The sequence below is a fragment of the Streptomyces sp. NPDC000941 genome (assembly GCF_053599555.1).
Genome location: NZ_JBSFMM010000049.1, coordinates 1 through 20,614, shown reverse-complemented (window position 1 = coordinate 20,614; position 20,614 = coordinate 1). Strand labels below are relative to the sequence as shown.

The 20,614-nt window shown below is 72.0% G+C and carries 19 protein-coding genes; 3 read left to right on the top strand and 16 right to left on the bottom strand.

The window, feature by feature from the left end; translation table 11 throughout:
• Positions 1-20: 20 nt before the first annotated feature.
• The 3 genes from ACWDSL_RS18045 to abc-f form a co-directional block, all read right to left on the bottom strand.
• Positions 21-1,307, bottom strand: a complete 1,287-nt coding sequence (locus ACWDSL_RS18045) for an erythromycin esterase family protein (RefSeq protein ID WP_450486420.1) — start codon at positions 1,305-1,307, stop codon at positions 21-23.
• A 100-nt stretch (positions 1,308-1,407) separates the two neighbouring features.
• Positions 1,408-2,079, bottom strand: coding sequence for a CatB-related O-acetyltransferase (locus ACWDSL_RS18040; RefSeq protein ID WP_450486418.1), 672 nt, complete (start codon positions 2,077-2,079; stop codon positions 1,408-1,410).
• A gap of 47 nt (positions 2,080-2,126) precedes the next feature.
• Positions 2,127-3,746: a ribosomal protection-like ABC-F family protein gene (gene abc-f, locus ACWDSL_RS18035; protein ID WP_450486416.1), complete on the bottom strand. Its 1,620-nt coding sequence runs from the start codon at positions 3,744-3,746 to the stop codon at positions 2,127-2,129.
• A 158-nt stretch (positions 3,747-3,904) separates the two neighbouring features.
• Here abc-f and ACWDSL_RS18030 point away from each other — a divergent pair, with 158 nt between their 5' ends.
• On the top strand, positions 3,905-4,594 hold the full coding sequence (locus ACWDSL_RS18030; RefSeq protein ID WP_450486492.1) for a TetR/AcrR family transcriptional regulator: 690 nt from the start codon (positions 3,905-3,907) through the stop codon (positions 4,592-4,594).
• On the opposite strand, the gene ACWDSL_RS18025 is transcribed toward ACWDSL_RS18030, so the two are convergent.
• On the bottom strand, positions 4,577-5,572 hold the full coding sequence (locus ACWDSL_RS18025; protein ID WP_450486414.1) for an enoyl-CoA hydratase/isomerase family protein: 996 nt from the start codon (positions 5,570-5,572) through the stop codon (positions 4,577-4,579). The genes ACWDSL_RS18030 and ACWDSL_RS18025 overlap by 18 nt on opposite strands.
• Before the next feature lie 25 nt (positions 5,573-5,597).
• On the opposite strand from ACWDSL_RS18025, the gene ACWDSL_RS18020 reads away from it, so the two are divergent.
• Entirely contained in the window at positions 5,598-6,653 is a 1,056-nt protein-coding gene (locus ACWDSL_RS18020) for a CoA transferase (RefSeq protein ID WP_450486412.1), read from the top strand.
• Positions 6,593-7,924, top strand: a complete 1,332-nt coding sequence (locus ACWDSL_RS18015) for an amidohydrolase family protein (RefSeq protein ID WP_450486410.1) — start codon at positions 6,593-6,595, stop codon at positions 7,922-7,924. Before ACWDSL_RS18020 ends, ACWDSL_RS18015 begins: the two co-directional genes overlap by 61 nt.
• A gap of 9 nt (positions 7,925-7,933) precedes the next feature.
• Here the strand turns inward: ACWDSL_RS18015 and ACWDSL_RS18010 are convergent, their stop codons facing one another.
• From ACWDSL_RS18010 to ACWDSL_RS17955, 12 genes are all read right to left on the bottom strand, one after another.
• Positions 7,934-8,719 carry an SDR family NAD(P)-dependent oxidoreductase gene (locus ACWDSL_RS18010; RefSeq protein ID WP_450486408.1) on the bottom strand — a complete coding sequence of 262 codons (786 nt, stop codon included), beginning with the start codon at positions 8,717-8,719 and terminating at the stop codon, positions 7,934-7,936.
• Positions 8,720-8,722: 3 nt separating this feature from the next.
• Positions 8,723-9,871: an acyl-CoA dehydrogenase family protein gene (locus ACWDSL_RS18005; protein WP_450486490.1), complete on the bottom strand. Its 1,149-nt coding sequence runs from the start codon at positions 9,869-9,871 to the stop codon at positions 8,723-8,725.
• Positions 9,872-9,884: 13 nt separating this feature from the next.
• On the bottom strand, positions 9,885-11,021 hold the full coding sequence (locus tag ACWDSL_RS18000) for a thiolase family protein (RefSeq protein WP_450486406.1): 1,137 nt from the start codon (positions 11,019-11,021) through the stop codon (positions 9,885-9,887).
• A complete protein-coding gene (locus ACWDSL_RS17995) occupies positions 11,018-11,830 on the bottom strand; it encodes an enoyl-CoA hydratase/isomerase family protein (protein ID WP_450486404.1) in 813 nt (270 codons plus the stop codon). The genes ACWDSL_RS18000 and ACWDSL_RS17995 overlap by 4 nt, the downstream gene beginning before the upstream one ends.
• Entirely contained in the window at positions 11,827-13,011 is a 1,185-nt protein-coding gene (locus ACWDSL_RS17990; protein ID WP_450486402.1) for a CaiB/BaiF CoA transferase family protein, read from the bottom strand. Before ACWDSL_RS17990 ends, ACWDSL_RS17995 begins: the two co-directional genes overlap by 4 nt.
• A 1-nt stretch (position 13,012) precedes the next feature.
• Positions 13,013-14,587: a FadD3 family acyl-CoA ligase gene (locus ACWDSL_RS17985; RefSeq protein WP_450486400.1), complete on the bottom strand. Its 1,575-nt coding sequence runs from the start codon at positions 14,585-14,587 to the stop codon at positions 13,013-13,015.
• Between the two features lie 13 nt (positions 14,588-14,600).
• Positions 14,601-15,767, bottom strand: a complete 1,167-nt coding sequence (locus ACWDSL_RS17980; protein ID WP_450486398.1) for an acyl-CoA dehydrogenase family protein — start codon at positions 15,765-15,767, stop codon at positions 14,601-14,603.
• Complete coding sequence (locus tag ACWDSL_RS17975) at positions 15,764-16,729, bottom strand: acyl-CoA dehydrogenase family protein (protein ID WP_450486396.1); 966 nt, start codon at positions 16,727-16,729, stop codon at positions 15,764-15,766. Before ACWDSL_RS17975 ends, ACWDSL_RS17980 begins: the two co-directional genes overlap by 4 nt.
• 2 nt (positions 16,730-16,731) lie before the next feature.
• The gene (locus ACWDSL_RS17970; RefSeq protein WP_450486394.1) at positions 16,732-17,535 is read right to left on the bottom strand and encodes an enoyl-CoA hydratase/isomerase family protein; all 804 of its coding nucleotides are present in this window, start codon (positions 17,533-17,535) and stop codon (positions 16,732-16,734) included.
• Between the two features lie 93 nt (positions 17,536-17,628).
• Positions 17,629-18,396, bottom strand: a complete 768-nt coding sequence (locus tag ACWDSL_RS17965) for a FadR/GntR family transcriptional regulator (RefSeq protein ID WP_450486392.1) — start codon at positions 18,394-18,396, stop codon at positions 17,629-17,631.
• A gap of 66 nt (positions 18,397-18,462) precedes the next feature.
• Complete coding sequence (locus ACWDSL_RS17960; protein WP_450486390.1) at positions 18,463-19,230, bottom strand: SDR family NAD(P)-dependent oxidoreductase; 768 nt, start codon at positions 19,228-19,230, stop codon at positions 18,463-18,465.
• A gap of 46 nt (positions 19,231-19,276) precedes the next feature.
• A complete protein-coding gene (locus ACWDSL_RS17955) occupies positions 19,277-20,443 on the bottom strand; it encodes an acyl-CoA dehydrogenase family protein (protein WP_450486388.1) in 1,167 nt (388 codons plus the stop codon).
• Positions 20,444-20,614: the final 171 nt, after the last annotated feature.

The following is a 20,614-nucleotide window of genomic DNA, read 5'->3' as shown; positions in this document are numbered from 1 at the left end:
ACGGTGGGAGAGTCCAACGATCACCCCCCGGCCACCGTGGAGGTCGGGGTGTTGAGGATGGCGTCGAACGCCTCGAGGATGGGGGTGTGCAGGTAGGCGCTCTGTATCCGGATGCGGTCGGGGCCCTGGGCAACGGCGGCGCTGTCGTGGGCTTCCGGGCGTGCCTGGTGGAGGTCGGCGATGCTGAGCCCGAGTTCGGCATCGGCGAAGGCGGCCTCGATGCTTCCCGGCTCGGGCGGCTCAAGCGCGGTGGCGTCGATGGCGAAACCGAAGCGTGCGTTCTCGTCGCGGCGCATGTCCGCGGTGTCTCCGGTGGTGCTTGTCAGGCCGAGGGCGACGTACTCGTCGCCGAGCGCTCGGTGCAGGTGCTGTCCCATCGGGAGCCCCGTGAGGTGGCCGTCGAAGGAGACCGATGTCTTCTGGATATGGGCGTTGTGAGCCGCCAGCACCACGCGCGTGCCGGGCTCGAAGCGCTCCAGGTGCCAGAGGACCGACTCGGCCATGTAGACGTCCCGGGCCGAGGTGTCGGCGGTCAGCCCCTTGCCGGCGAAGAGGCCGGCCATGGCGCGGAAGGTGTAGTCGCCGCGGCAGGCGCCTTCGAGGCGTCGCAAAGCGATGTCGTAGCTCTGCTGGTCGCCGCGGGAGACGTACAGCGGTTCTACGGAGCGGAAGCGGATGAGCAGGCGCATCAGGGTCGCGCTGAGGGTGTCCTGTTCGGCGGTGGCGAGGCGGGCCCACGCGGGCGCGGCGTCGGCCGCGGAGCCACCGGCGAACGTTTCGGCGATCCGCATCGCCGTCTGGACCATCGGCAGGGCTTCGGGATCGATGTGGCATAGGTAGTCGGCGACCGGGGCCAGGGCGGGAAGCAGGGACCCACCGGCCGCCGGGATGTCGATACCGGCGAAACGCACCGGTGGTGAGGGTGTGCGGTTGTGCCGGCGCATCCAGCGCAGTGGCTCATCGACTCCGACGGGGATCGTTGCGGCGAGGTGGGCCGTCAGGTCGTCGTCCGTCCCCTCGCCCTGGGCCCATGCGTCGAGGAGGAACCCTTCGCCGAAGCCGTATTCGAAGGCCAGGACGGTGAAGCCGCAGCGTTCGACCAGGAACCGCAGGATGCGCTCGCGCAGGACGGCGAACTCGTTGATGAAGTGGGAGCTTTCGCCGATCGCGACGACGCGGGCCTCGCCGATGATGGCGCGCAGCGGCTCCAGGTCGTCGAGCGGCGCATCGGGGTCGAGGTGGGTGAGGGGGACGGCATGGGCGCGAAGCCAGTCGGCGAACGGGTTGTGGTGGGGCGAAGCAGGCATGCTGACAGCTCGATTCTTGGCGCAGGAGCGTGGATGGATTGCCGATGCCGATGCCGACGTCCGCAGGGCCGGTCGTCCGCGGAGCCGGTCGTGCGACGGTTCAGCGGTCCGTCGACCTGTCGGGCGGTGTGTGCCCGGGCGCCGCGTTCTCCAGGTCGTCGACGCTGCCGGACATGATCGTGCGGATGTGTTCGGTGATGTGCTGGCGCGGCCAGTCCCACCAGGCCACGGTCAGGAGGCGGTTGATGTCCTCGTCGCTGTGGCGGCGGCGGATGAGACGGGCGGGGTTGCCGCCGACGATCCCGTAGTCGGGGACGTCGTCGACGACGACCGAGCCGGAAGCGATGATCGCTCCGTGGCCGATACGGACGCCGGGCATCACCATGGCCCGGTACCCGAACCAGACGTCATGGCCCACCACGGTGTCACCCCGTCCGGGCAGGTCGGCGATGAGGTCGAAGTGCTCGGCCCAGGAGCCGCCCATGATGGGGAAGGGGAACGTCGAGGGGCCGTCCATGCGGTGGTTGGCGCCGTTCATGATGAACCGCACGCCCTCGCCCAGCGCGCAGAACTTCCCGATGACCAGCTTTTCCGGCCCGTAGTGGTACAGCACGTTGCGGGTCTCGAAGGCGGTCGGGTCATCGGGATCGTCGTAGTAGGAGAACTCTCCGACCTCGATCAGCGGCGAGGTGATCAGCGGCTTCAACAGCACCACCCGCGGCTGCTCGGGCATCGGATGTACGACGGTCGGGTCGGCGGGGACAGATGGCATGACGAATCGCTTCCTTTCCGAAGGGGTGTCCGCGGGTCCGGTGGACCTCAGGCCCTGGCGGCGGACGTCGGAGTCGGCCGCATGGCCAGGTGGGTGCCCTGCCAGCGCCGGCGCAGCCGACGATCGTGGCTGACGATGACGAGGGTGCCGTCGTACCCGGTCAGAGCGGTTTCCAGCTCCTCGACGAGGGCGGGCGACAAATGGTTGGTGGGTTCGTCGAGCAACAGGACGTCTGACGGCTCACTGAGCAGTCGCGCCAGGGCGAGACGCTGCAGCTGCCCGGTGGACAGCCGGCCGACCGGCACCGTGAGCTGTTCGCGGTCGAACAGGCCGAGGGACAGCAGCCGTTCGGCATGTCCGGCGGGCTCTCCCGCCCGTCCACGGGCGAAGGCGGCCAGCACGGTCTCGTCCGGCTTCCCGGGCCGCGGCTCCTGGGGGAGGTAGCCGACCCTGGCGCGGCGGGTGACGCTTCCGCTGTCGGGGGTGACGTCCCCGGCCAGTACGCGGAGCAGGGTGCTCTTGCCCGCTCCGTTCGGCCCCGTGACCAGCAGGCGCTCGCCCGCCTTGACGGTGACGCTCGTGCGGTCGAGCCGGTCCGTGACGGCGATGTCGACGGCGTCGAGTACGGCGCCCTGCAGACGGCGGGCCCGCAGTACGGGGGTGAAGCGCAGCGGCTCCGGCGGGGGCGGGACCGGGTCGGCGAGGAGGCGGCGCAGCCGTTCCTCGGCGTTGCGCACCCGGCCGGCCAGCGACTGCTGCACCCGGCCGGCCGCCCGGTCGTAGGCCATCTTGTTGCCGTCCTTCATCGGTCGGCCGGGGGCCACCTGGCGGGCGGTGGTCGCGGCGGCCTCGCGGAGCCGGTCGATGTCGGCCCGCCACTGGTCGTACGCCTGGGCCCAGCGCTGCCGGGCGGCGGCCTTCTCGGCGAGGTAGCCGGTGTAGCCGTTGCCGTATCGGACGACGCGGCGCCGGTCGGCGTCCACCTCCAGCAGGCTGGTGGCGACACGTTCGAGGAAGACCCGGTCGTGGGAGACCGTCACCGTGGTGCCCCGCCGGGTGCGCAGGTGTTCTTCCAGCCAGCTCAGGGCGGCGTCGTCGAGATGGTTGGTCGGCTCGTCGAGCAGCAGCACCTCCGGCGCGGCCGCCAGTACGGCGGCCAGCCGCAATCTGACCCGCTCTCCGCCGGACAGGCTGCCCACCGTACGGTCACGGCCCACAAGACCCAGGCCGAGACCGTGCAGAGCGCGTTCCACCCGGGCGTCGGCGTCGTAGCCGCCGCGCAGTTCGAAGACCGTCATCAGCTCGCCGTATTCGGCCATGCCCGACTCGTCGCCGTCGGCCATCGCGGCCTCCAGACGGCGCATTCGCCGCTCGACGGTGCGTAGCTCGCTCAGGGCCCGGTCGATGATCTGCTGGACGGTGGTCTGCGGCTCCATCCGCTCGTTCTGGGCGAGATAGCCGACGCCGCCGGTGGCCTGGACGACGACTTCGCCCTGATCGGGCCGTTCACGCCCGGCGAGCAGGCGCAGCAAGGTGGTCTTGCCTGACCCGTTCTCACCGATGATCCCGGTGCGCTCGCCCGCGGCGAGCGAGCAGGTCACCGAGTCAAGAACGAGCCTGCCGTTGAAGGACTTGCTGACGGCGAGCGCGGTGATCTGTGTAGGCATACGGAGACTCCAAAGCATTCGAGAACGAGGAGGCGGCTGTCGAGGGCCGCGCGGCCGGGCGAACGCTTTGGAAGAGCATTGATCACTCCACTAGTGCGACAACTGATGCATTAAGATGCTGCCACAAGGCTGTCCCCTGAGCAAACGGACTTCCAGTGATCACTCCCACAGACTCAGAACCAGAACCAGAACCAGAACCGGAAGACACCCGGCCGCCGCCGACCCGACGCCGTCCCGGGGGCCGCACCGCCCGTGTCCGTACGCAGGTGCTCGACGCGGTCCGCGCGGAGCTCGGCGAACACGGTTATGACGGGCTCACCATGGACGCCGTCGCCGCCCGCTCCGGCGTGCACCGCACCACGGTGTACCGGCGCTGGGGGGATGTCGGCGGCCTGCTCGCCGACGTTCTGGACGCGGCGAGCGACGACGACTGGCGGCCACCGGACACCGGGTCACTGGAAGGCGACCTGACAGCGCTGAACCAGGAGATCCAGACAGCCATGGCCGCACAGCCGCCGATCATGGCGGCGCTGATCGCCGCCTCGTTCCGCTCGGAGAAAGCCGCCGAGGCCCAACAGCGGCTCTGGGAGGACCGGTACGCCCGCTGCGAGATCGTCGTCAGCCGTGCCGTCCGGCGCGGCGACATCCCGCCGGGAACCGACGCCCGGCGGCTGCTCATCGCCGCCACCGCGCCGCTGTACCACCAGCTGGTGCTCCTCCGCACACCACACGACCCGCAACTGCCCCGCCACGCGGCCAGAACCGCCGTCCTCGCCGCAGCCGCGGGCGCCTTCGCCGAGCCTGAGCCTGAACCCGAGTCCGAGCCTCCGTCAGCGAAGGGCACCTGAGGCCCGCGGTCCAGCCGGAGAGGCGTCGATGGTCTCGTCGACCAGGCCCCAGCGCAGTGCCTCGACGGCCGTGAGAGGGGTGCGGGACAGGGCGAGGTAGGCGGTGCGTTCCCGGCCGATACGGGGCGGGAGGCTCGCTGTTCCCCCGGCGCCCGGGATCAGGCCCATGCCCGTTTCTGGCAGGCGGATCACGGTGTCCGGAGCCGCCAGGACACGCCCCGCGAACGCCGCCAGCTCGATGCCCGCTCCCACGCACGCGCCGTGCAGATGGGCGGTCACCTTGGGCCCGCACCGCTGGAGCAGAGCCGCCGGGCTGCGGTGTACGCGCACCCGGTGTGCCTCGGCGGGATCCCGTGCGGTGCCGAACTCGGCGAGGTCGCCCCCGCCGCAGAACGCAGGCCCGCGGCCATGCAGATCGACCCCGGCGATCGACGGGTCGGCCACCGCGACCTCCAGGGCCTCGCACAGGGCGTCACGCGTGGCCGCGTCGACGGCGTTGCGTACCCAGGGGCGGTCCAGTGCGACGGCCAGACGGTCGCCGTCCCGCCGGAGTCGGACCGGCTCGGTGGCGGGACGGGGAGGGCGGCGGCGGGCTGAGGCGAGCCAGGCGCGGAAGCCGGCGCCGCCCTGGAGGGTCGAGTAGGCGAGGGATTCGACCAGCAGCCGGTCGGGTGGCGGGAGTACGGCGCCCATGCGGAGCACCTGGACCAGGGCGATACAGGCGGCGGGTTGCCGGGTGACGTTGTCTCGGAGGCGCCGGGCGGTGGCGTGGGGATCCGGGCACGACACCCAGGGCCGTGGCGCGCCGGGGGCGGCGGTCAGCAGGACGTCGAACTCCCCGGTGACGGCCTTCGGCTGTGCCGCCATGCCCACCAGTACCCGGTCCCGGCCGGGTGGTGGCGATGTCGAGCGGTTGAGGTCGAGGTCGACCAGGCGGAACGGCGATTCCATGACCACCGGAGTGTAATCTTGCGTCACGCTGGAAGAGAAGAGGGTTTTCTGAATGAAGAACGCCGCTCTCGACGTCACGATCGGCCACATCAGCCGCTGGATGGCCGACGCGGACCCCTTTCTCGGCCCGCTCCGCGCGGTCGTGGCGGACCTGACCGACCGCACCGGCGTCCCCGTCGACCTGCCCACCGCGCTCTTCCTCCGTGCACACCTGGCCGGATTCACGCCGCCGGGCCGTACGTCGGCGAACGGCACCTGTCGGCTCCTCGAAACCGCCGACGGCTGGGCCGCCGTCAACCTGGCCCGCCCGGACGACCACACCGCCCTCCCGGCCCTGCTCGCCCTCCTCGGCGACCGGCAGCGGACGGCACCGGACACCGACCTGCCCACGGCCGCCCGGAAGACCACGGCCCGCCAACTCGCCCGCAGCGCACAGACGGTGGGCATCGCGGCGGCCGCACTCGGATCGGACGGCAGCGACAACCGTGCCCCCGTACGCACCCGGCTCCACGGGGAGCGACGGCCGCGCCCGCTCGCGGGCCTGCGCGTCGTCGACCTGTCCGCGCTGTGGGCCGGGCCGCTGTGCGCGCAGCTGCTGGGGCTGGCCGGGGCGCATGTGACGAAGGTGGAGAGTACGGGACGGCCTGACGGGGCACGGTCCGGACAGCCGGAGTTCTACTGCCGGCTGCACGACGGGCACGGGCACCTGGTGCTGGACTTCGCCTCCGGCGCGCTCGCCGAAGTCGTCTCCGAGGCCGACATCGTCATCGAAGCCTCGCGGCCGAGGGCCCTCAGACGGCTCGGGGTGCACGCCGAGGAGTTCCTGGCCGCGCGTCCCGGCCGGGTCTGGGTGGGGATCACCGGATACGGCCGCGATGACGGCCGGATCGCCTTCGGCGACGACGCGGCGGTCGCGGGCGCCCTGACCGGCCTGGACGCACGGGGCAACCCCGTGTTCCTCGGCGACGCGCTCGCCGATCCCGTGACCGGACTGTACGCCGCCCACGCCGTCGCCCGCTCCCTCGCCGCCGGGGGCGGGGAGTTGCTGTGCGTGTCCATGGCGGCCTGCGCCGCCGCGCTCGCCGACTCCCGCGTACGGCCGTGCTGATCCGGGACGTCGAGGTCGAGGGCCGCACCGGAGTGGACGTCCGCGTCGGCGCGGACGGGCGGATCGCCGAGATCGGGCACCGGCTGGCGGGGGAGGAGTGCGTGGCCGGGCGGGGCGGGGCACTGCTGCCGGGCCTGCACGACCACCATGTCCACCTGGCCGCCCTGGCCGCCGACGCCGCCTCCGTCCGCGTCGGCCCCGCCGACGTACGCGGACGCGACAGGCTTGCCCAGGCGCTGCGGGGCGGGGCGCCCGGACAGTGGGTGCGGGCCGTCGGCTACCACGAGAGCGTCGCGGGAGAGCTCGACCGCCGGACGCTGGACGCCCTCGTTCCCGACCGGCCGGTCCGGGTGCAGCACCGCAGCGGGGCCATGTGGTTCCTCAACAGCCCGGCACTGCGGGCGGCGGGGCTGGACGACGCCGGCGACGGGCGGTTGTGGCGGGAGGACGAGCGGCTGCGAGACTCCGTACCGCCCGTTCGGCTCGATCTGGAGCGCGTGGGCCGACGGGCCGCGCGTCTCGGCGTCACCGGGTTCACCAACGCCGACCCGAACCCCGCCCCCGGACTGGCCCGGACGCTGTCGGTGCTGCCGCAGCGGCTCGTCGTCATGGGCGTCGAAGCCCCGGCGAATACGGGTGTCGACGCCCCGGTGAAGATCGTGCTCGACGACCCGACCCTGCCGGCCCCCGCCGACCTGGCGGCCACGGTGGCCGGGATACGCCCCCGGCCGGTCGCCGTGCACTGCGTCACCCGCGTACAGCTGCTTGTGACCCTGCTCGCCCTCGACGAGGCGGACCCGGTCGCGGGCGACCGTATCGAGCATGGATCGGTGATCCCGGTGGAGACGATCCCCTGGATCCGGCGGCTGGGCGTGACGGTGGTGACCCAGCCGCACTTCCCGGTGGAGCGCGGCCGCGAGTACGCCGCCGATGTCCACGCCGACGACCGGGCCCACCTCTACCGCTGCCGCACCCTGGCCGAGGCGGGCGTCCCGCTCGCCGCCGGCACCGACGCGCCGTACGGCACCCACGACCCGTGGGCGGTGATGCGGGCCGCGGTCACCCGGGAGGACGGGGAGGGCACCGAGCCTCAAAACGCGCTGCGGCTCTTCCTCGGTCGCGCGCAATACCCCGCCCACGTACGGAAGTTGAGGGTGGGCGCGGCGGCCGACCTGTGTCTGCTCCGCGCACCCCTGCGCGAGGCGCTGGACGCGCTGTCCGCCGATGTCGTACGGGCCGCGTACATCGGCGGGCAAGAGATCACCCCATGAGCCGTCGCCTCAGACGCTGTACCCGCCGTCCACGCCCAGCGCCTGGCCGGTGATGAACCCGGCGCGCTCCGAGGCGAGGAACGCGACCGCCTCCGCGATGTCCTCCGCCCGGCCGAACCGGCGCAGCGGGATATTGCGCCGGGTGACGGCGAGTGCGTCCTCGTCGAGTTCGCCGGAGTCGATCAGCCGGGCCGCGATGCCGTCCGTGAGCATGCCGGGGGCGACGCAGTTGACGCGGACGCCGTACCGCCCCTCCTCGGCGGCGAGGGCGCGCGCCACCGCCTCGACCGCTCCCTTGGCGCCCGACGACAGCCCGTCGCGGACCGGGAAGCGGCGGGTGGCGACCGTCGTCACGGCGACGACGCTGCCCCGGCTCTTCCGCAGCAGCGGCAGCGCGGGATGGACGAGGTTGAAGAACCCCACCGCGTCGGCCTCCAGTTGGGCACGGTACTCAGCGGGCGTGACCCTGCTCAGATGCCTCATCGGGACGTGCGGCCCGGCCGCGTACACCAGCGTGTGCAGACCGCCGCCCGCCGCGGCGGTTTCGGCGACGGCCCGCGCGGTGGCCGCCTCATCGGTGAGGTCCACGCGCACGGAGCCTGCGTGGCGGCCGTACGCCGTCACCTCGCCGACGAGGGCGTCCGCCGCTTCCTTGTTCGACCGGTAGGTGAAGGCGACGCCGCTGCCGCGCTCCGCGAGGAGCCGGACGACGGCCGCTCCGATGCCGCCGGTGCCGCCCGCGACGAGGGCGACACCCGGCCGGTCGGCGAAGTCGTGCAAGTCGTGCACGGACATGGCTCACAACCCCAGGGACTTGGCGATGATGACCTTCATGACCTCACTGGTCCCGGCGTAGATACGGGTGATGCGCGCGTCCGCGTACAGCCGCGCGATCGGGTACTCCAGCATGTAGCCGTATCCGCCGAAGAGTTGAAGACATCGGTCGACGGCACGGGCTTGCACTTCCGTGCAGAACAGCTTGACCTTCGCGGCGTCGGCGCCGCGGAGCCGACCGTCGACCAGGTCGAGCACGGCACGGTCGAGCATGGCCTGCGCGGCCTCGACCTCGGTGGCCACGGCGGCGAGTTCGAACTTCGTGTTCTGGAAGGACGCGACCTGCGTCCCGAACACCGTGCGCTCCTTGACATACGCGATCGTGGCATCGAGCGCCGCCCGGGCCTGCGCCACCGAGCCGACCGCGACCGTCATCCGCTCCTGCGGCAGATTGCGCCCCAGATACTCGAACGCCCTGCCTTCCTCGCCGAGCCGGTTGGCCACCGGCACGCGCACGTCGTCGAAGGCCAGCTCCACGGTGTCCTGCACCTTGATGCCCATCTTGTCCAGGACCCGCCCGCGGGTGAACCCGGGCATACCGTCCTCCACCACCAGCAGCGTCAGCCCCGCCCGCCGGTCGCCGGGGTCGGCCGATGTGCGCGCCACCACGATCACCAGGTCGGCCAGCAGTCCTCCGGTGATGAAGGTCTTGGCCCCGTTGAGGACGTAGGTGTCCCCGTCGCGTACGGCGGTCGTACGGATCCCCGCCAGATCGGAGCCGGTGCCGGGCTCGGTCATCGCGATGGCGGTGAGCAGCTTGCCGGAGGCGAGCCCGGGGAACCAGCGCTCGCGCTGTCCGGCGTCGGCGTAGGCGAGGAAGTAGGGGAGGATGACATCGAGTTGGGTGCGTACGGTGCCCAGGGTGACCAGTGCGCGGGCCGCTTCCTCCTGGAGCACGACGTTGTAGCGGTAGTCGGGCCGGCCGCCCCCGCCGTACTCCTCGGGGACGGCCATGCCCAGCAGGCCCAGCGAGCCGAGCTGTTCGAAGAACGAGCGGGGCAGCCGCCCGGCCTTCTCCCACTCCGCGTAGTGCGGCACCACCTCCTTCGCCACCACGTCCCGCACCAGCTCCCGGAACGCCTCGTGGTCGGCGGTGAAGACATCGCGTCGCACGTCAGCCACCCCCTCAGTCCGCGAGTTCGACGAGGGTGGCGTTCGCGGTGCCGCCGCCCTCGCACATGGTCTGCAAGCCGTAGCGGATGCCGTGCGCGCGCATGTGGTGGATCATGCGCGTCACCAGGACCGCCCCCGAGGCGCCGAGCGGATGGCCGAGCGCGATGGCGCCGCCGAGCGGGTTGAGCCGCTTCGGGTCGGCCCCGGTCTCGGCGAGCCAGGCCAGCGGTATCGGGGCGAAGGCCTCGTTCACCTCGAAGACCCCGACCTCCGAAAGCGCGATTCCTGCCTTCCGCAGCACCTTCTCGGTCGCCGGGACAGGGCCGGTGAGCATCAGCACCGGGTCGGATCCGACGACCGCGCCCGCGCGGTACCGGACCAGCGGGGTGAGCCCCAGCCCGCGTGCCTTCTCGGCGCTGGTGACCAGCAGGGCCGCCGCTCCGTCGGAGATCTGCGAGGCGTTGCCCGCGTGGATCACCCCGTCCTCCTGGAACGAGGGCTTGAGCTTCGCCAGCGTCTGGACGCTTGTGCCCCGCCGTATCCCCTCGTCGGCGGAGACCCCCGCCACGGGCACGATCTGTGCCTCGAACGCCCCGGCGTCCTGCGCGGCGGCCGCCCGCTCGTGCGAGAGCGCGGCGTACGCGTCGAGCCGTTCCCGCGAGAAGCCCCACTTCTGCGCGATCTTCTCCGCCGAGACCCCCTGGTTGAAGGAGAAGTCCTGGTACCGGGCGAGGACCCGCGGGCCGTACGGAATTCCGCCCGCCTTGGCGGCCCCCAGCGGCACCCGGCTCATGACCTCGACCCCGCCCGCCACGACCACGTCCTGCTGGCCCGACAGGACCGCCTGCACGGCGAAGTCGAGCGCCTGCTGGCTGGATCCGCAGGCCCGGTTGACCGTCGTCCCCGGGATGGTCTCCGGCCAGCCCGCCGCCAGCACCGAGTAGCGGCCGATGTTGCTCGACTGGTCGCCCACCTGGGACACACAGCCCCAGATCACATCGTCGACCACGTCCGGGTCGATCCCCGTCCGCTCGGCGAGCGCGCCCAGCACGGCCGCCGACAGGTCCGCCGCATGCGTGCCGGCCAGTCCGCCGTCGCGTTTTCCGACGGCGGTGCGGACCGCACCCACGATCACCGCTTCCCGCGTCACGTCTTGTCCTCCGATCGTCCGGCTGTCCGTCCCGGCCCCGCCCAGCGGCCGGTGAAATGGGCGTCGCGCTTCTCGGCGAACGCCGCGTACGCCTCCGGGACGTCGGCGGTGGCGAAGTTCACCGCCTGCGCCCGGGCCTCGCTCGCCAGCGCCTCACGCAGGGTGTGGTCGGCGCCCTCGTTCAGCAGCGCCTTGGTCTGGGCGAGCGCGACCGGGGCGCCGGCCACCAGACGTGCGGTGAGGCCGTCGACGAAGGCGTCCACCGTGCCGGCGTCCACCACCCAGGTCACCAGGTTCAGCGCGCGGGCCTCCTCGGCGTCGATCGTCTCCGCGAGCAGCGCGAGCCGTTTGGCCTGCTGGAGTCCGACGAGTCTCGGCAGCAGCCAGGAGCCGCCGCAGTCCGGGGAGAGCCCCCGCCGCGTGAAGATCTGCGCGAACCTCGCCTCCTCGGTGGCCACCACCAGATCGCAGCCGAGCGCCAGGTTCCAGCCCGCGCCCACCGCGACTCCCGTCACCTTGGCGACCGTCGGCACCGGAAGCTCGTGCAGCGCCAGCGTCACCTCGGTCAACGTCCGCATGCGATACAGGGGATGGGCACCGCTGACCCCCTGGGAGATATCGGCGCCCGAGCAGAAGGCGCCGCCCGCGCCGGTGAGCACGAGCGCCCGCACCGAGCGGTCCTCGCCCGCCGCGACAAGCGCCGCGCGCAGCGCCTCCCACAGCTCGGCGTCGATCGCGTTCTTGCGGTGCGGCCGGTTCAGCGTCAGGGTCCGGACGCCGTCGGCGTCACTCGTCAGCAGAACGGTCACCGCACCGCCCCCTGTTCGCGCAGGTCGGCGATCTCCTCGGCCGGGAAGCCCAGTTCGGCGAGCACGGCGTCCGTGTGCTCCCCGAGTGCGGGTACGGCGCCCATCGGCGGCTCATGACCGGCGATGACCGGAGGCGGCAGCAACGCGGGCACCGGCCCGCTGGGTGTGTCGATCTGCCGCCAGCGGTCCCGGGCGGTCAGCTGGGGGTGGGCCAGGACATCGCGCTGGGTGTTGTAGCGGGCGTTGCCGATTCCGGCGGCATCCGCGCGGGCCTGGACGTACGCCAGATCGTGCCGCGCGCACCAGGCCGCGATCTCGGCGTCCAGGACGGACCGGTGCTCCACCCGGCGGGCGTTGGTGCGGAACCGCTCGTCGTCCGCAAGATCGGGCCGGTCGAGCAGTTCCCGCGCCAGCCGCTGCCACTCGCGGTCGTTGGTGGTGCCGAGCACGACCGTCTGCCCGTCGGCGGTGCGGTAGGCACCGTACGGCGATACGGCAGGCGAGCTCATGCCCAGCGGCTGCTGCTCGACGCCGGAGTGCCGGGTGTACGTCAGGGGATACCCCATGAGTTCCGTCATGGTGTCGAACAGGCTGACCGCCACGGAGGCGGTCGGGTGTCCGCGCCCCTTGCCGTACAGCAGCGCCATGACCGACAGGGCGGCGTACAGGCCACCGCACACATCCGCGACCGGCGGGCCCGGCTTGGCCGGCGCCCCGGGGCCGCCGGTCACCGCACACGCCCCCGACTCGGCCTGGACGAGCAGATCGTAGGCGCGCTTATGGGACAGCGGGCCACCGGGCCCGTACCCGTCGATCTCGACGGCGATCAGGCCGGGGTGGCTCACCTCCAGGTCGGCGGGGGAGAGACCCAGCTTGACCGTGGTGCCGGGCGTGAGGTTGGAGACCAGGACGTCGGCGCGGTCCAGCAGCCGGTGCAGCACCGCCGACCCGGCCGGGGCTTTGAGGTCCAGGGCGACCGACTCCTTGCCCCGGTTGACCCATACGAAGTGCGCCGCGAGGCCGCCTACGACATCGTCGTAGTGCCGGGCGAAGTCGCCGCCCTCCGGGTTCTCCACCTTGATCACCCGGGCGCCGAAGTCACCGAGCGTACGGGTGCACATGGGAGCCGATACGGCCTGTTCCAGCGCTACCACCGTGACCCCGCTCAGCGGGCCGCCCATCTCAGCGCGCCCCGGGCGCGAACCGCGCGCGCAACTCGTGCTTGAGGACCTTCTGGCTCGCGTTGCGCGGGAGTTCGGCCACGAATCGCACATGCCGTGGCACCTTGAAGTTGGCCATGTGCTCCCGTGCCCAGGCGATGACGCCCTCCTCGGTGAGGTCGGCGCCCGGTCCCGGTACGACGAAGGCGCAGCCCACCTCGCCGAGCCGCGCGTCCGGTACGCCGATCACGGCGACCTGGGCGACGGACTCGTGGCCGAGCAGCAGCTTTTCGATCTCGGCCGGATAGGCGTTGAACCCGCCGACAATGAACATCTCCTTCTTGCGGTCGACGATGACGAGGTTGCCGTCCGCGTCGAGGTGCCCGATGTCGCCGGTGTGCAGCCGGCCGTCGGCGTCGATCGTCCCGGCGGTGGCCTCGGGGTCGTCCCAGTAGCCCCGGGTCACGTTGTAGCCGCGCACCAGGATCTCCCCGTCCTGCCCCGGTGGCACCTCGCGTCCCGAGTCGTCGGCGATACGGACCTCGACGTCCGGGATCGGGCGCCCGGTGGTCCGGGCCACCGCCGCCTCCGTATCGCCGACGCGGGTGGTGGTCACCAGCGCGGTCGACTCGGTCAGGCCGTAGGCGCTCAGCACGATGTCGAAGGACAGGTCCTTCTTCATGGCGTGGATGAGGGATTCGGGGATGGTGGCACCGCCCGTCATGGACACGCGCAGGGACGACAGGTCGTACGCCTGCCGGTCGGGGTGGTTCAGCAGGTCGTGAAAGATGGTGGGCGGGCCGAGCAGAATGCTGACCCGTTCCTTCGCGATGATCTCCAGCGCACGTCCGGCGTCGAAGACGGCCATCGGGATCACGGTCACCCCGTGCAGGAAGGAGGCCAGCCAGCCCGCCTTGTAGCCGAAGCAGTGGAAGAACGGCGGGATGACCAGGAAGCTGTCGGAGGCGTCGAAGGTGTACTCCGTGGACATCCAGCCGTAGGCGCGCAGCGACTGTCCGTGGGTGAGGATCACGCCCTTGGGATGGCCGGTGGTGCCGGAGGTGAACATCACGTCGCTGATGTGGTCCGGGGTGAGGCGGTCGATGGACTCGTGGGCCGCCGCGGCCGGCAGTTCGTCCCCGAGCAACAGAAAATCCCATGGTCGCCCCGGTTGGGGGAGTGACACGGTGGTGCGCAGGGCGGGCAGCTCGGGGTCGGCCCGCCTCAGCTCGGCGAGGTAGTCGGTGCCGAGGAAGGAGCCGGCCGCGAACAGGGCCTTCGCACCGGACCTGCGCAGGATGTAGGAGAGCTCCCGCGCCTTGAAGCGCGTGTTGAGCGGTACGACGACACCCCCGGCACCCTGGATGCCGAGGGCCGCCACGATCCACTCGGCCGAGTTCGGGCCGCACAGGCCGACCCGGTCACCCGGCCCGATGCCCAGCGCGAGCGCCGCCTTCACGGATCGCACCATCAGGGCTTCCAGCTCCCGGAAGCTCAGCCGCAGCTCGCCGTCGACGAGAGCCGGGGCGTCCGCGAACCGCCGCGCGGCCACTGCCACCACGTTCGGGATGCTCTGGAACTCCTGGTCGTGTCGCATATCGGGACTCCGTTCAACGGCGGCCGTCGCCGGGCAGGCCCAGCAGCCGCTTGGCGATGATGTTCCGCTGGATCTGGGACGTCCCGCCGTACACGGACGCGGCCCTGGAGTAGAGGTAGTCCCCGAAGACCTCGCCGCCCTCCCCGTCCCCGTACAGCTCCTCGGGGAACACCTTCAGCGCCGTCTCGTACAGCCTCTGCTCGGTCCGGGTCATCAGCAGCTTGTCGACGGACGACTTGGGGCCCGCGGCCTGCCCGGCGAGCCGTTCGGCGGTGCGGCGGCGGGCGTGGGCGACGAGGACCTGGTAGTCGACGACGCACCGCCCGATCTCCGACAGCAGCCCGTCCGGGAGGCTTTCGCGGTGCTCGTGGGCGCGGCGGCGCAGCCGTTCGATCAGCAGGCCGTACTTCGACAGATGCCCGGTGTCCAGGGCGTTGCGCTCGTACGACACCGTCGTCATGGCCAGCGGCCAGCCGTCGCCCTCGGCGCCGATCCGCTCGGACTCCTCAAGGCGTACGCCGTCGAGGAACAGCTCGCAGAACTCGTCGTCGCCGTTCGCGGCCCGCAGCGGCCGTACGGTCACCCCGGGGCGGTCGAGGGGCAGGGCGAACGCCGAGATCGAGGCGTGCGGGGCACCGGTTCGCTCGGTGCGGGCCAGGAGCAGGCAGAAGTCCGAGTACTGCGCGTAACTCGTCCACAGTTTCTGGCCGGTGACGGTGTAGCGGCCGTCCGGGCCGCGTTCGGCGTACGTGGCCATGGCGGCCAGGTCCGAGCCGGCGCCCGGCTCGCTGAAGCCCTGGCACCAGACGTCGTCGCCGGAGAGCATCCGCGGCAGCAGGCGGGCGCGCTGCTCCTCGGAGCCGAACTCCAGCAGCGCGTGGGCGAGATAGCCGATACGCGGGACCCCGGGCGCGCCCCGTACCCCCAGCTCGTCACTGATCGCGACTTGATGGAGGGCGGTAAGCCCCCGTCCGCCGTACTCCCGCGGTACGTCGAGACCGACCCAGCCACCGGAGTGCAGCAGACGGTGCCAGCGGTGCAGGAAGACGGGGGCCGGCTCGTCCGCGCGCCGCTCGGGCAGCGGATGGTCGGCCAGCCAGGTGCGGAAGTCGCGGCGCAGGCGGTCCAGGTCCGCCGGGTCGCCGAAGTCCAGGAGGGTGTCCGTCACGGTGTCCGTCATCGGGTGGCCTCCGAGGTGGCCAGGGCGGGCAGCAGGTCGGCCGTGGTCGCGAGCAGCCGCGCGCCCACCAGGACCCTGCGCAGATACAGATGGGCGATGTGCTCCCAGGTCTGGGCGATGCCCCCGAACACCTGCATCCCGGCGTACACCGCCTCGACCGCAGAGGTGTTGACCTCCGCCTTGGCCACGCGGGCCGCCGCGAGCGCCCGGTCCGGCGGCTCGTGGTCCAGACACCAGGCGGCGTACCGGGCAGCGCTGGTACAGGACTCCACCTGCACGGTCGCGTCCGCGAGCAGGTGCCGCACCGACTGGAAGGAGCCGATCGGCCTGCCGTACTGGTGCCGGTCGCGGGCGTAGCCCACGCTCAGCTCGACGAACGAGGCCGCCGTGCCGACGAGTTCCGCGGTGACGACGACCAGGGCGTACGCCTGCCAGCGCTGCCGTGCCTCGGGAGCGAGCCGTCCGACGACCTCCCCGCCCGCGGAGGCGGTCCGTACGCCGCGCAACAGGTCGGCGGTCGGCGCGGGCGGGCCAAGACCGACTTTCCGTACGGTTCCGCCGGGGGCGACGGCCAGCGCGCAGTCGGCGCCCTCGCAGTCCCAGGCGACGAGGGCGGACGTGGTGGGCCCTGGGAAGCGCAGGTCTTGGGCGAGGGCGATCGTCGGCCGTGCCGGCGGGGGTGGTTCCCCGAGCAGCCGCAGCAGCTCCGGAGCGAGCAGATTCGTGCCGAGCAGGGACGTGGTCAGGGGCTGTCTGCCGTGTTCTTCGGCGAGCAGCGCGCACTCCTGCACGGTGGCGGCCGGCGGGGCGGTGCGGCGCAGCTCCGCGAGGCCGAGTTCGTCGAGCGCCTGCTGCGCGGCCGCGCGGGTCCGCGGCTTCACCTCGTCGGCGGAGCCCACGCGGTACCGGGTCGCGAAAGACCGCAGCATGGCGCGGACCAGGGCGAACTCCTCAGGCTCCACGCTCAGTCCTCCTCAGGGGCGGGCGGTCGGCGGTGCGCGCGGGAGGCGAGCTCGTCGATGATGCGGATGTGGTCCGGGCTGGTCATCGTGGACCGCTCGGCCAGCAGGGCCGCCTCCATGCCGCCGCGCGTCACCTGCTCGACCACCGCGGCCAGCGCCGCCTTGGTGGCGCGCAGCGCCTCCGCGGGCTGGGCGGCGAGCCGGTGGGCGAGCGCGAGCGCTTCGGGCATCAGGTCCGCGGTGGGTACGACCCGGTTGGCCAGGCCCAGCTCGACCGCCGTGGCCGCCGGGATCCGGTCCCCGGTGAACAGGTACTCCTTCACCCGCAGCAGACTCGTCAGCAGGGGCCACAGGGTGACCCCGCCGTCGCCCGCCACCAGACCGACCGACACATGGGGGTCGGCGAGATAGCCGTCCTCGGCCATCAGGACCAGGTCGCAGCCCAGGGCGAGGCTGCAACCGAGCCCGACCGCCGGGCCGTTGACGGCCGCGACCACCGGAAGCGGGAAGCGGATCATCTCCGTCTGGATGGTCCGGTCGAGCCGGATCGACCGCTCCCGCAGCTCCGGGTCGTGGTGGTGGCGGCGCAGATGGTCGAAGTCGCCCCCCGCGCTGAACGCCCGCCCCGCACCGGTGAGCACGACCGCCCGGGCCTTGGTGTCCTCGGCCAGCTCCCGCCACACCTCCGACAGCCGGCGGTGGAGTGCTTCGGAGACGCCGTTGAGTCGATCGGGTCGGTTCAGCGTGACGATACGGACGTCGCCGTCGGCGGCCACGGTCAGGACGGGGCTCACGTCGTCGCTCATGCCGCGATGGTATTAAAGGTCAGACCGATAGTGTCAATGGTGTTGCGCGAATTGGAGAATCACATTCTCGAGCGTTCTCGGGGCCGCGGGGGGTCAGCCCTGGGGCTCGGTCAGCTCCACCCGGTCCCGCCGGTCCACCTCGGCCGCGGCGCGCGCGAACCCGCACACATGGCGGCTCATCCGCCGCCGCGCCGCCGCCTCGTCGCCCGCCCGGATCGCCTCGGTGATCCGCGTGTGCGCGCGGGCCGTGAGCTCGCGGATCCGGGCGTCCATGAACTGCTCAAGGTTGGTGGCCGCGTGGATCGACTCCGAGAGCGCGCTCAGGAACCCGATGAGCAGTTCGTTGTCCCCCGCTTTGGCCACCGCGTGGTGCCAGCGGATGTTGGCCCGCAGGAACCGCTGTACGTCGTCGCCGGCCTCGACCAGCTCCGTATGGGCGGCGTCCAGGTCCGCCAGGTCCTGCTCGCCGCGGCGCCGGGCCGCCAGTGCGGCGCACGCCGGCTCGATCGCCTCGCGGGTCTCGTGCAGCGCCTCCAGCCGGATCTGCTGCCCCCGGATGACCAACTGCACCGTGCTGGCCAGGGACTCGCGCCCCGGCCGGTGTACGAAGGCCCCGCCCCCGCGCCCCGGGCGGATCCGGACCAGCCGCTCGACCTCGAGGATGCGCAGCGCCTCCCGTACGGTCGCACGGCTCAGCCCGGTCTGCTCCACGAGCTGCCGCTCCGGCGGCAGCGCCGTACCCTCGCTGAACTCCCCGGACAGGATCCGTTCGCGCACCTCGGCGGCCAGCACGTCCGACGCCTTCGGCACGGTGAGCGTTCCGAAGCGGGGGAAGGGCGAGGTGGGTTCGGCGCTGGGCACGGGTTCAGGCCTCTCGTCGGGCAACCGTTTTGGCTGAACCATTGAACACAGCGGGGGCGCGGACTGTCACATGACCATGCCTCCGTCCACCGGCAGGACCTGGCCGGTGACGAAGGAAGCGGCGTCCGAGGCGAGGAACACAAACGCCCCCGCGACCTCCTCCGGCTCGGCCCACCGGCCCAGCGGGATCCGGGCGAGCATCCGCTCCGCGAACTTCGGGTCGGTGCGAATGGTCTCCGTCATCGGCGTCGCGGCCAGCGGCGCCAGGGCGTTGACCAGGATCCGCTTCCTGGCCAGCTCCCGGGCGAGCGACTTGGTGAGGCCGATGATGCCCGCCTTGGCCGCGGAGTAGTTCACCTGGCCCAGGGTGCCGGTGAGGCCGGCCGACGAGGTGACGTTGATGACGCGCCCGGTGCCGTCCGTCGGCAGGAAGGGCAGCGCGGCCTGGGTGCAGTGGAAGGCGCCCATCACATGGATGTCGACCACCCGCCGGAAGGACTCCTCCTCGAGCTTGTCGAACATGGCCGGGGCGGTGACCCCGGCGTTGTTGACCAGGATGTGCAGACGGCCGTCGGCCAGTGCGGCGGCGCGCGCCACCGCGCTGTCGGCCGCGGCCCGGTCCCGTACGTCGAGGGCTGCGCCCTCGGCGGTCAGGCCCGAGGCGGAGAGCTTCCCGGCGACGGCGGCGGCCGCCGCCCCGTCGACATCGGTCACGAGCACGGCCGCCCCGGCGCGGGCCAGCGCCCCCGCGACCGCCGAGCCGATACCGCCCGCGGCGCCGGTCACCAGCGCCGAGCGGCCCGTGAGGTCGAACAGTCCCGTACGGTCGGTCATCCCTGACCCCTCCATCCCTGACTCCTCGTCTTCGTCACCTGGCTCATCAGTAACTCCGCGGCAGCCCCAGGGTGTGGGACCCCAGGTAGTTCAGGACCATCTCCTGGCTGACCGGCGCGATCCGCATCAGCCGGGCCTCGCGGAAGAAGCGGGCCACGGGGTACTCCTCGGAGTAGCCCATGCCGCCGTGGGTCTGCAGCGCCCGGTCGGCGGCGGTGAACCCCGCGTCCGCACACAGGTACTTGGCGGTGTTCGCCTCCCGCCCGCACGGGCGGCCCTGGTCGTACAGCCAGGTCGCCTTGCGCAGCACCAGCTCCGCCGCGTCGAGCCGGGCGAGCGAGTCGGCCAGCGGGAACTGGATGCCCTGGTTCATACCGATCGGCCGGCCGAAGACCTCGCGTTCCCGGCCGTACCGCACCGCCCGGTCGAGTGCCACCCGGCCGATGCCCAGTGCCTCGGCGGCGATCAGCATCCGCTCGGGGTTCAGGCCGTCGAGCAGATAGCGGAACCCCTCGCCCTCCTCGCCGACCCGGTCCTCGACGGGGACGCGCAACTCGTCGATGTACAGCTCGTTCGAGGTGACGGCGTTGCGTCCCATCTTCGGGATGGGACGGATGTCCACGTGGTCGCGGTCCAGGTCGGTGAGGAACAGCGTCATGCCGTCCGTGCGCTTCTCGACCTCGTCGACCTTCGAAGTCCGGGTCAGCAGCAGGATCTTCTCCGACTCCACCGCCTTGGAGATCCACACCTTGCGGCCGCTGACGACGTAGTGGTCGCCGTCCCGGCGCGCGTACGTCGTGATGCTGGTGGTGTCCAGTCCGGCGCCGGGTTCCGTCACCCCGAAGCAGACGTGCAGGTCGCCGCCCGCGATCCGGGGGAGCGTACGGCGCTTGAGCTCCTCGGATCCGTGCACCACGACCGGGTGCATACCGAAGATCGACAGATGGATCGCGCTCGCGGCGTTCATGCCGCCGCCCGAGCGGGCCACCTCCTCCAGCAGGAGCGTGGCCTCGGTGATGCCGAGGCCATGACCGCCGTAGGCCTCCGGGATCGTGATGCCTAGCCAGCCGCCGCCCGCGACGGTCGCGTAGAACTCCTCGGGAAAGGCGTGGTCGCGATCCTTCTCCATCCAGTAGCGGTCATCGAAGTCACGCAGGAGACCGGCGACGGCCTTGCGGATGGTCTCCTGATCCTCGGTCAGCTCAAAGTCCACGGCGGGGAACCCCTCTGCCGGCTGCTGATGCGTGAAACATATCAAAGGTCAGACCGAAAGCCCGCGTCAACCGTCCGGAGTGCGGTGGCAGCTGGGGAGGGCGGGGGATCCGTCCCTGGAAACGAGAACGGGCCCGCACAGGTGCGTCAGCCAGCGCGGCGCGATGCTGGC

Excerpts from the sequence above, each read along its gene's own strand:
- ACWDSL_RS18045 (WP_450486420.1), bottom strand. The coding sequence starts at position 1,307 with ATGCCTGCTTCGCCCCACCACAACCCGTTCGCCGACTGGCTTCGCGCC.
- ACWDSL_RS18040 (WP_450486418.1), bottom strand. The coding sequence starts at position 2,079 with ATGCCATCTGTCCCCGCCGACCCGACCGTCGTACATCCGATGCCCGAG.
- abc-f (WP_450486416.1), bottom strand. The coding sequence starts at position 3,746 with ATGCCTACACAGATCACCGCGCTCGCCGTCAGCAAGTCCTTCAACGGC.
- ACWDSL_RS18020 (WP_450486412.1), top strand. The coding sequence starts at position 5,598 with ATGAAGAACGCCGCTCTCGACGTCACGATCGGCCACATCAGCCGCTGG.
- ACWDSL_RS18010 (WP_450486408.1), bottom strand. The coding sequence starts at position 8,719 with ATGTCCGTGCACGACTTGCACGACTTCGCCGACCGGCCGGGTGTCGCC.
- ACWDSL_RS17990 (WP_450486402.1), bottom strand. The coding sequence starts at position 13,011 with ATGGGCGGCCCGCTGAGCGGGGTCACGGTGGTAGCGCTGGAACAGGCC.
- ACWDSL_RS17985 (WP_450486400.1), bottom strand. The coding sequence starts at position 14,587 with ATGCGACACGACCAGGAGTTCCAGAGCATCCCGAACGTGGTGGCAGTG.
- ACWDSL_RS17980 (WP_450486398.1), bottom strand. The coding sequence starts at position 15,767 with ATGACGGACACCGTGACGGACACCCTCCTGGACTTCGGCGACCCGGCG.
- ACWDSL_RS17970 (WP_450486394.1), bottom strand. The coding sequence starts at position 17,535 with ATGAGCGACGACGTGAGCCCCGTCCTGACCGTGGCCGCCGACGGCGAC.
- ACWDSL_RS17960 (WP_450486390.1), bottom strand. The coding sequence starts at position 19,230 with ATGACCGACCGTACGGGACTGTTCGACCTCACGGGCCGCTCGGCGCTG.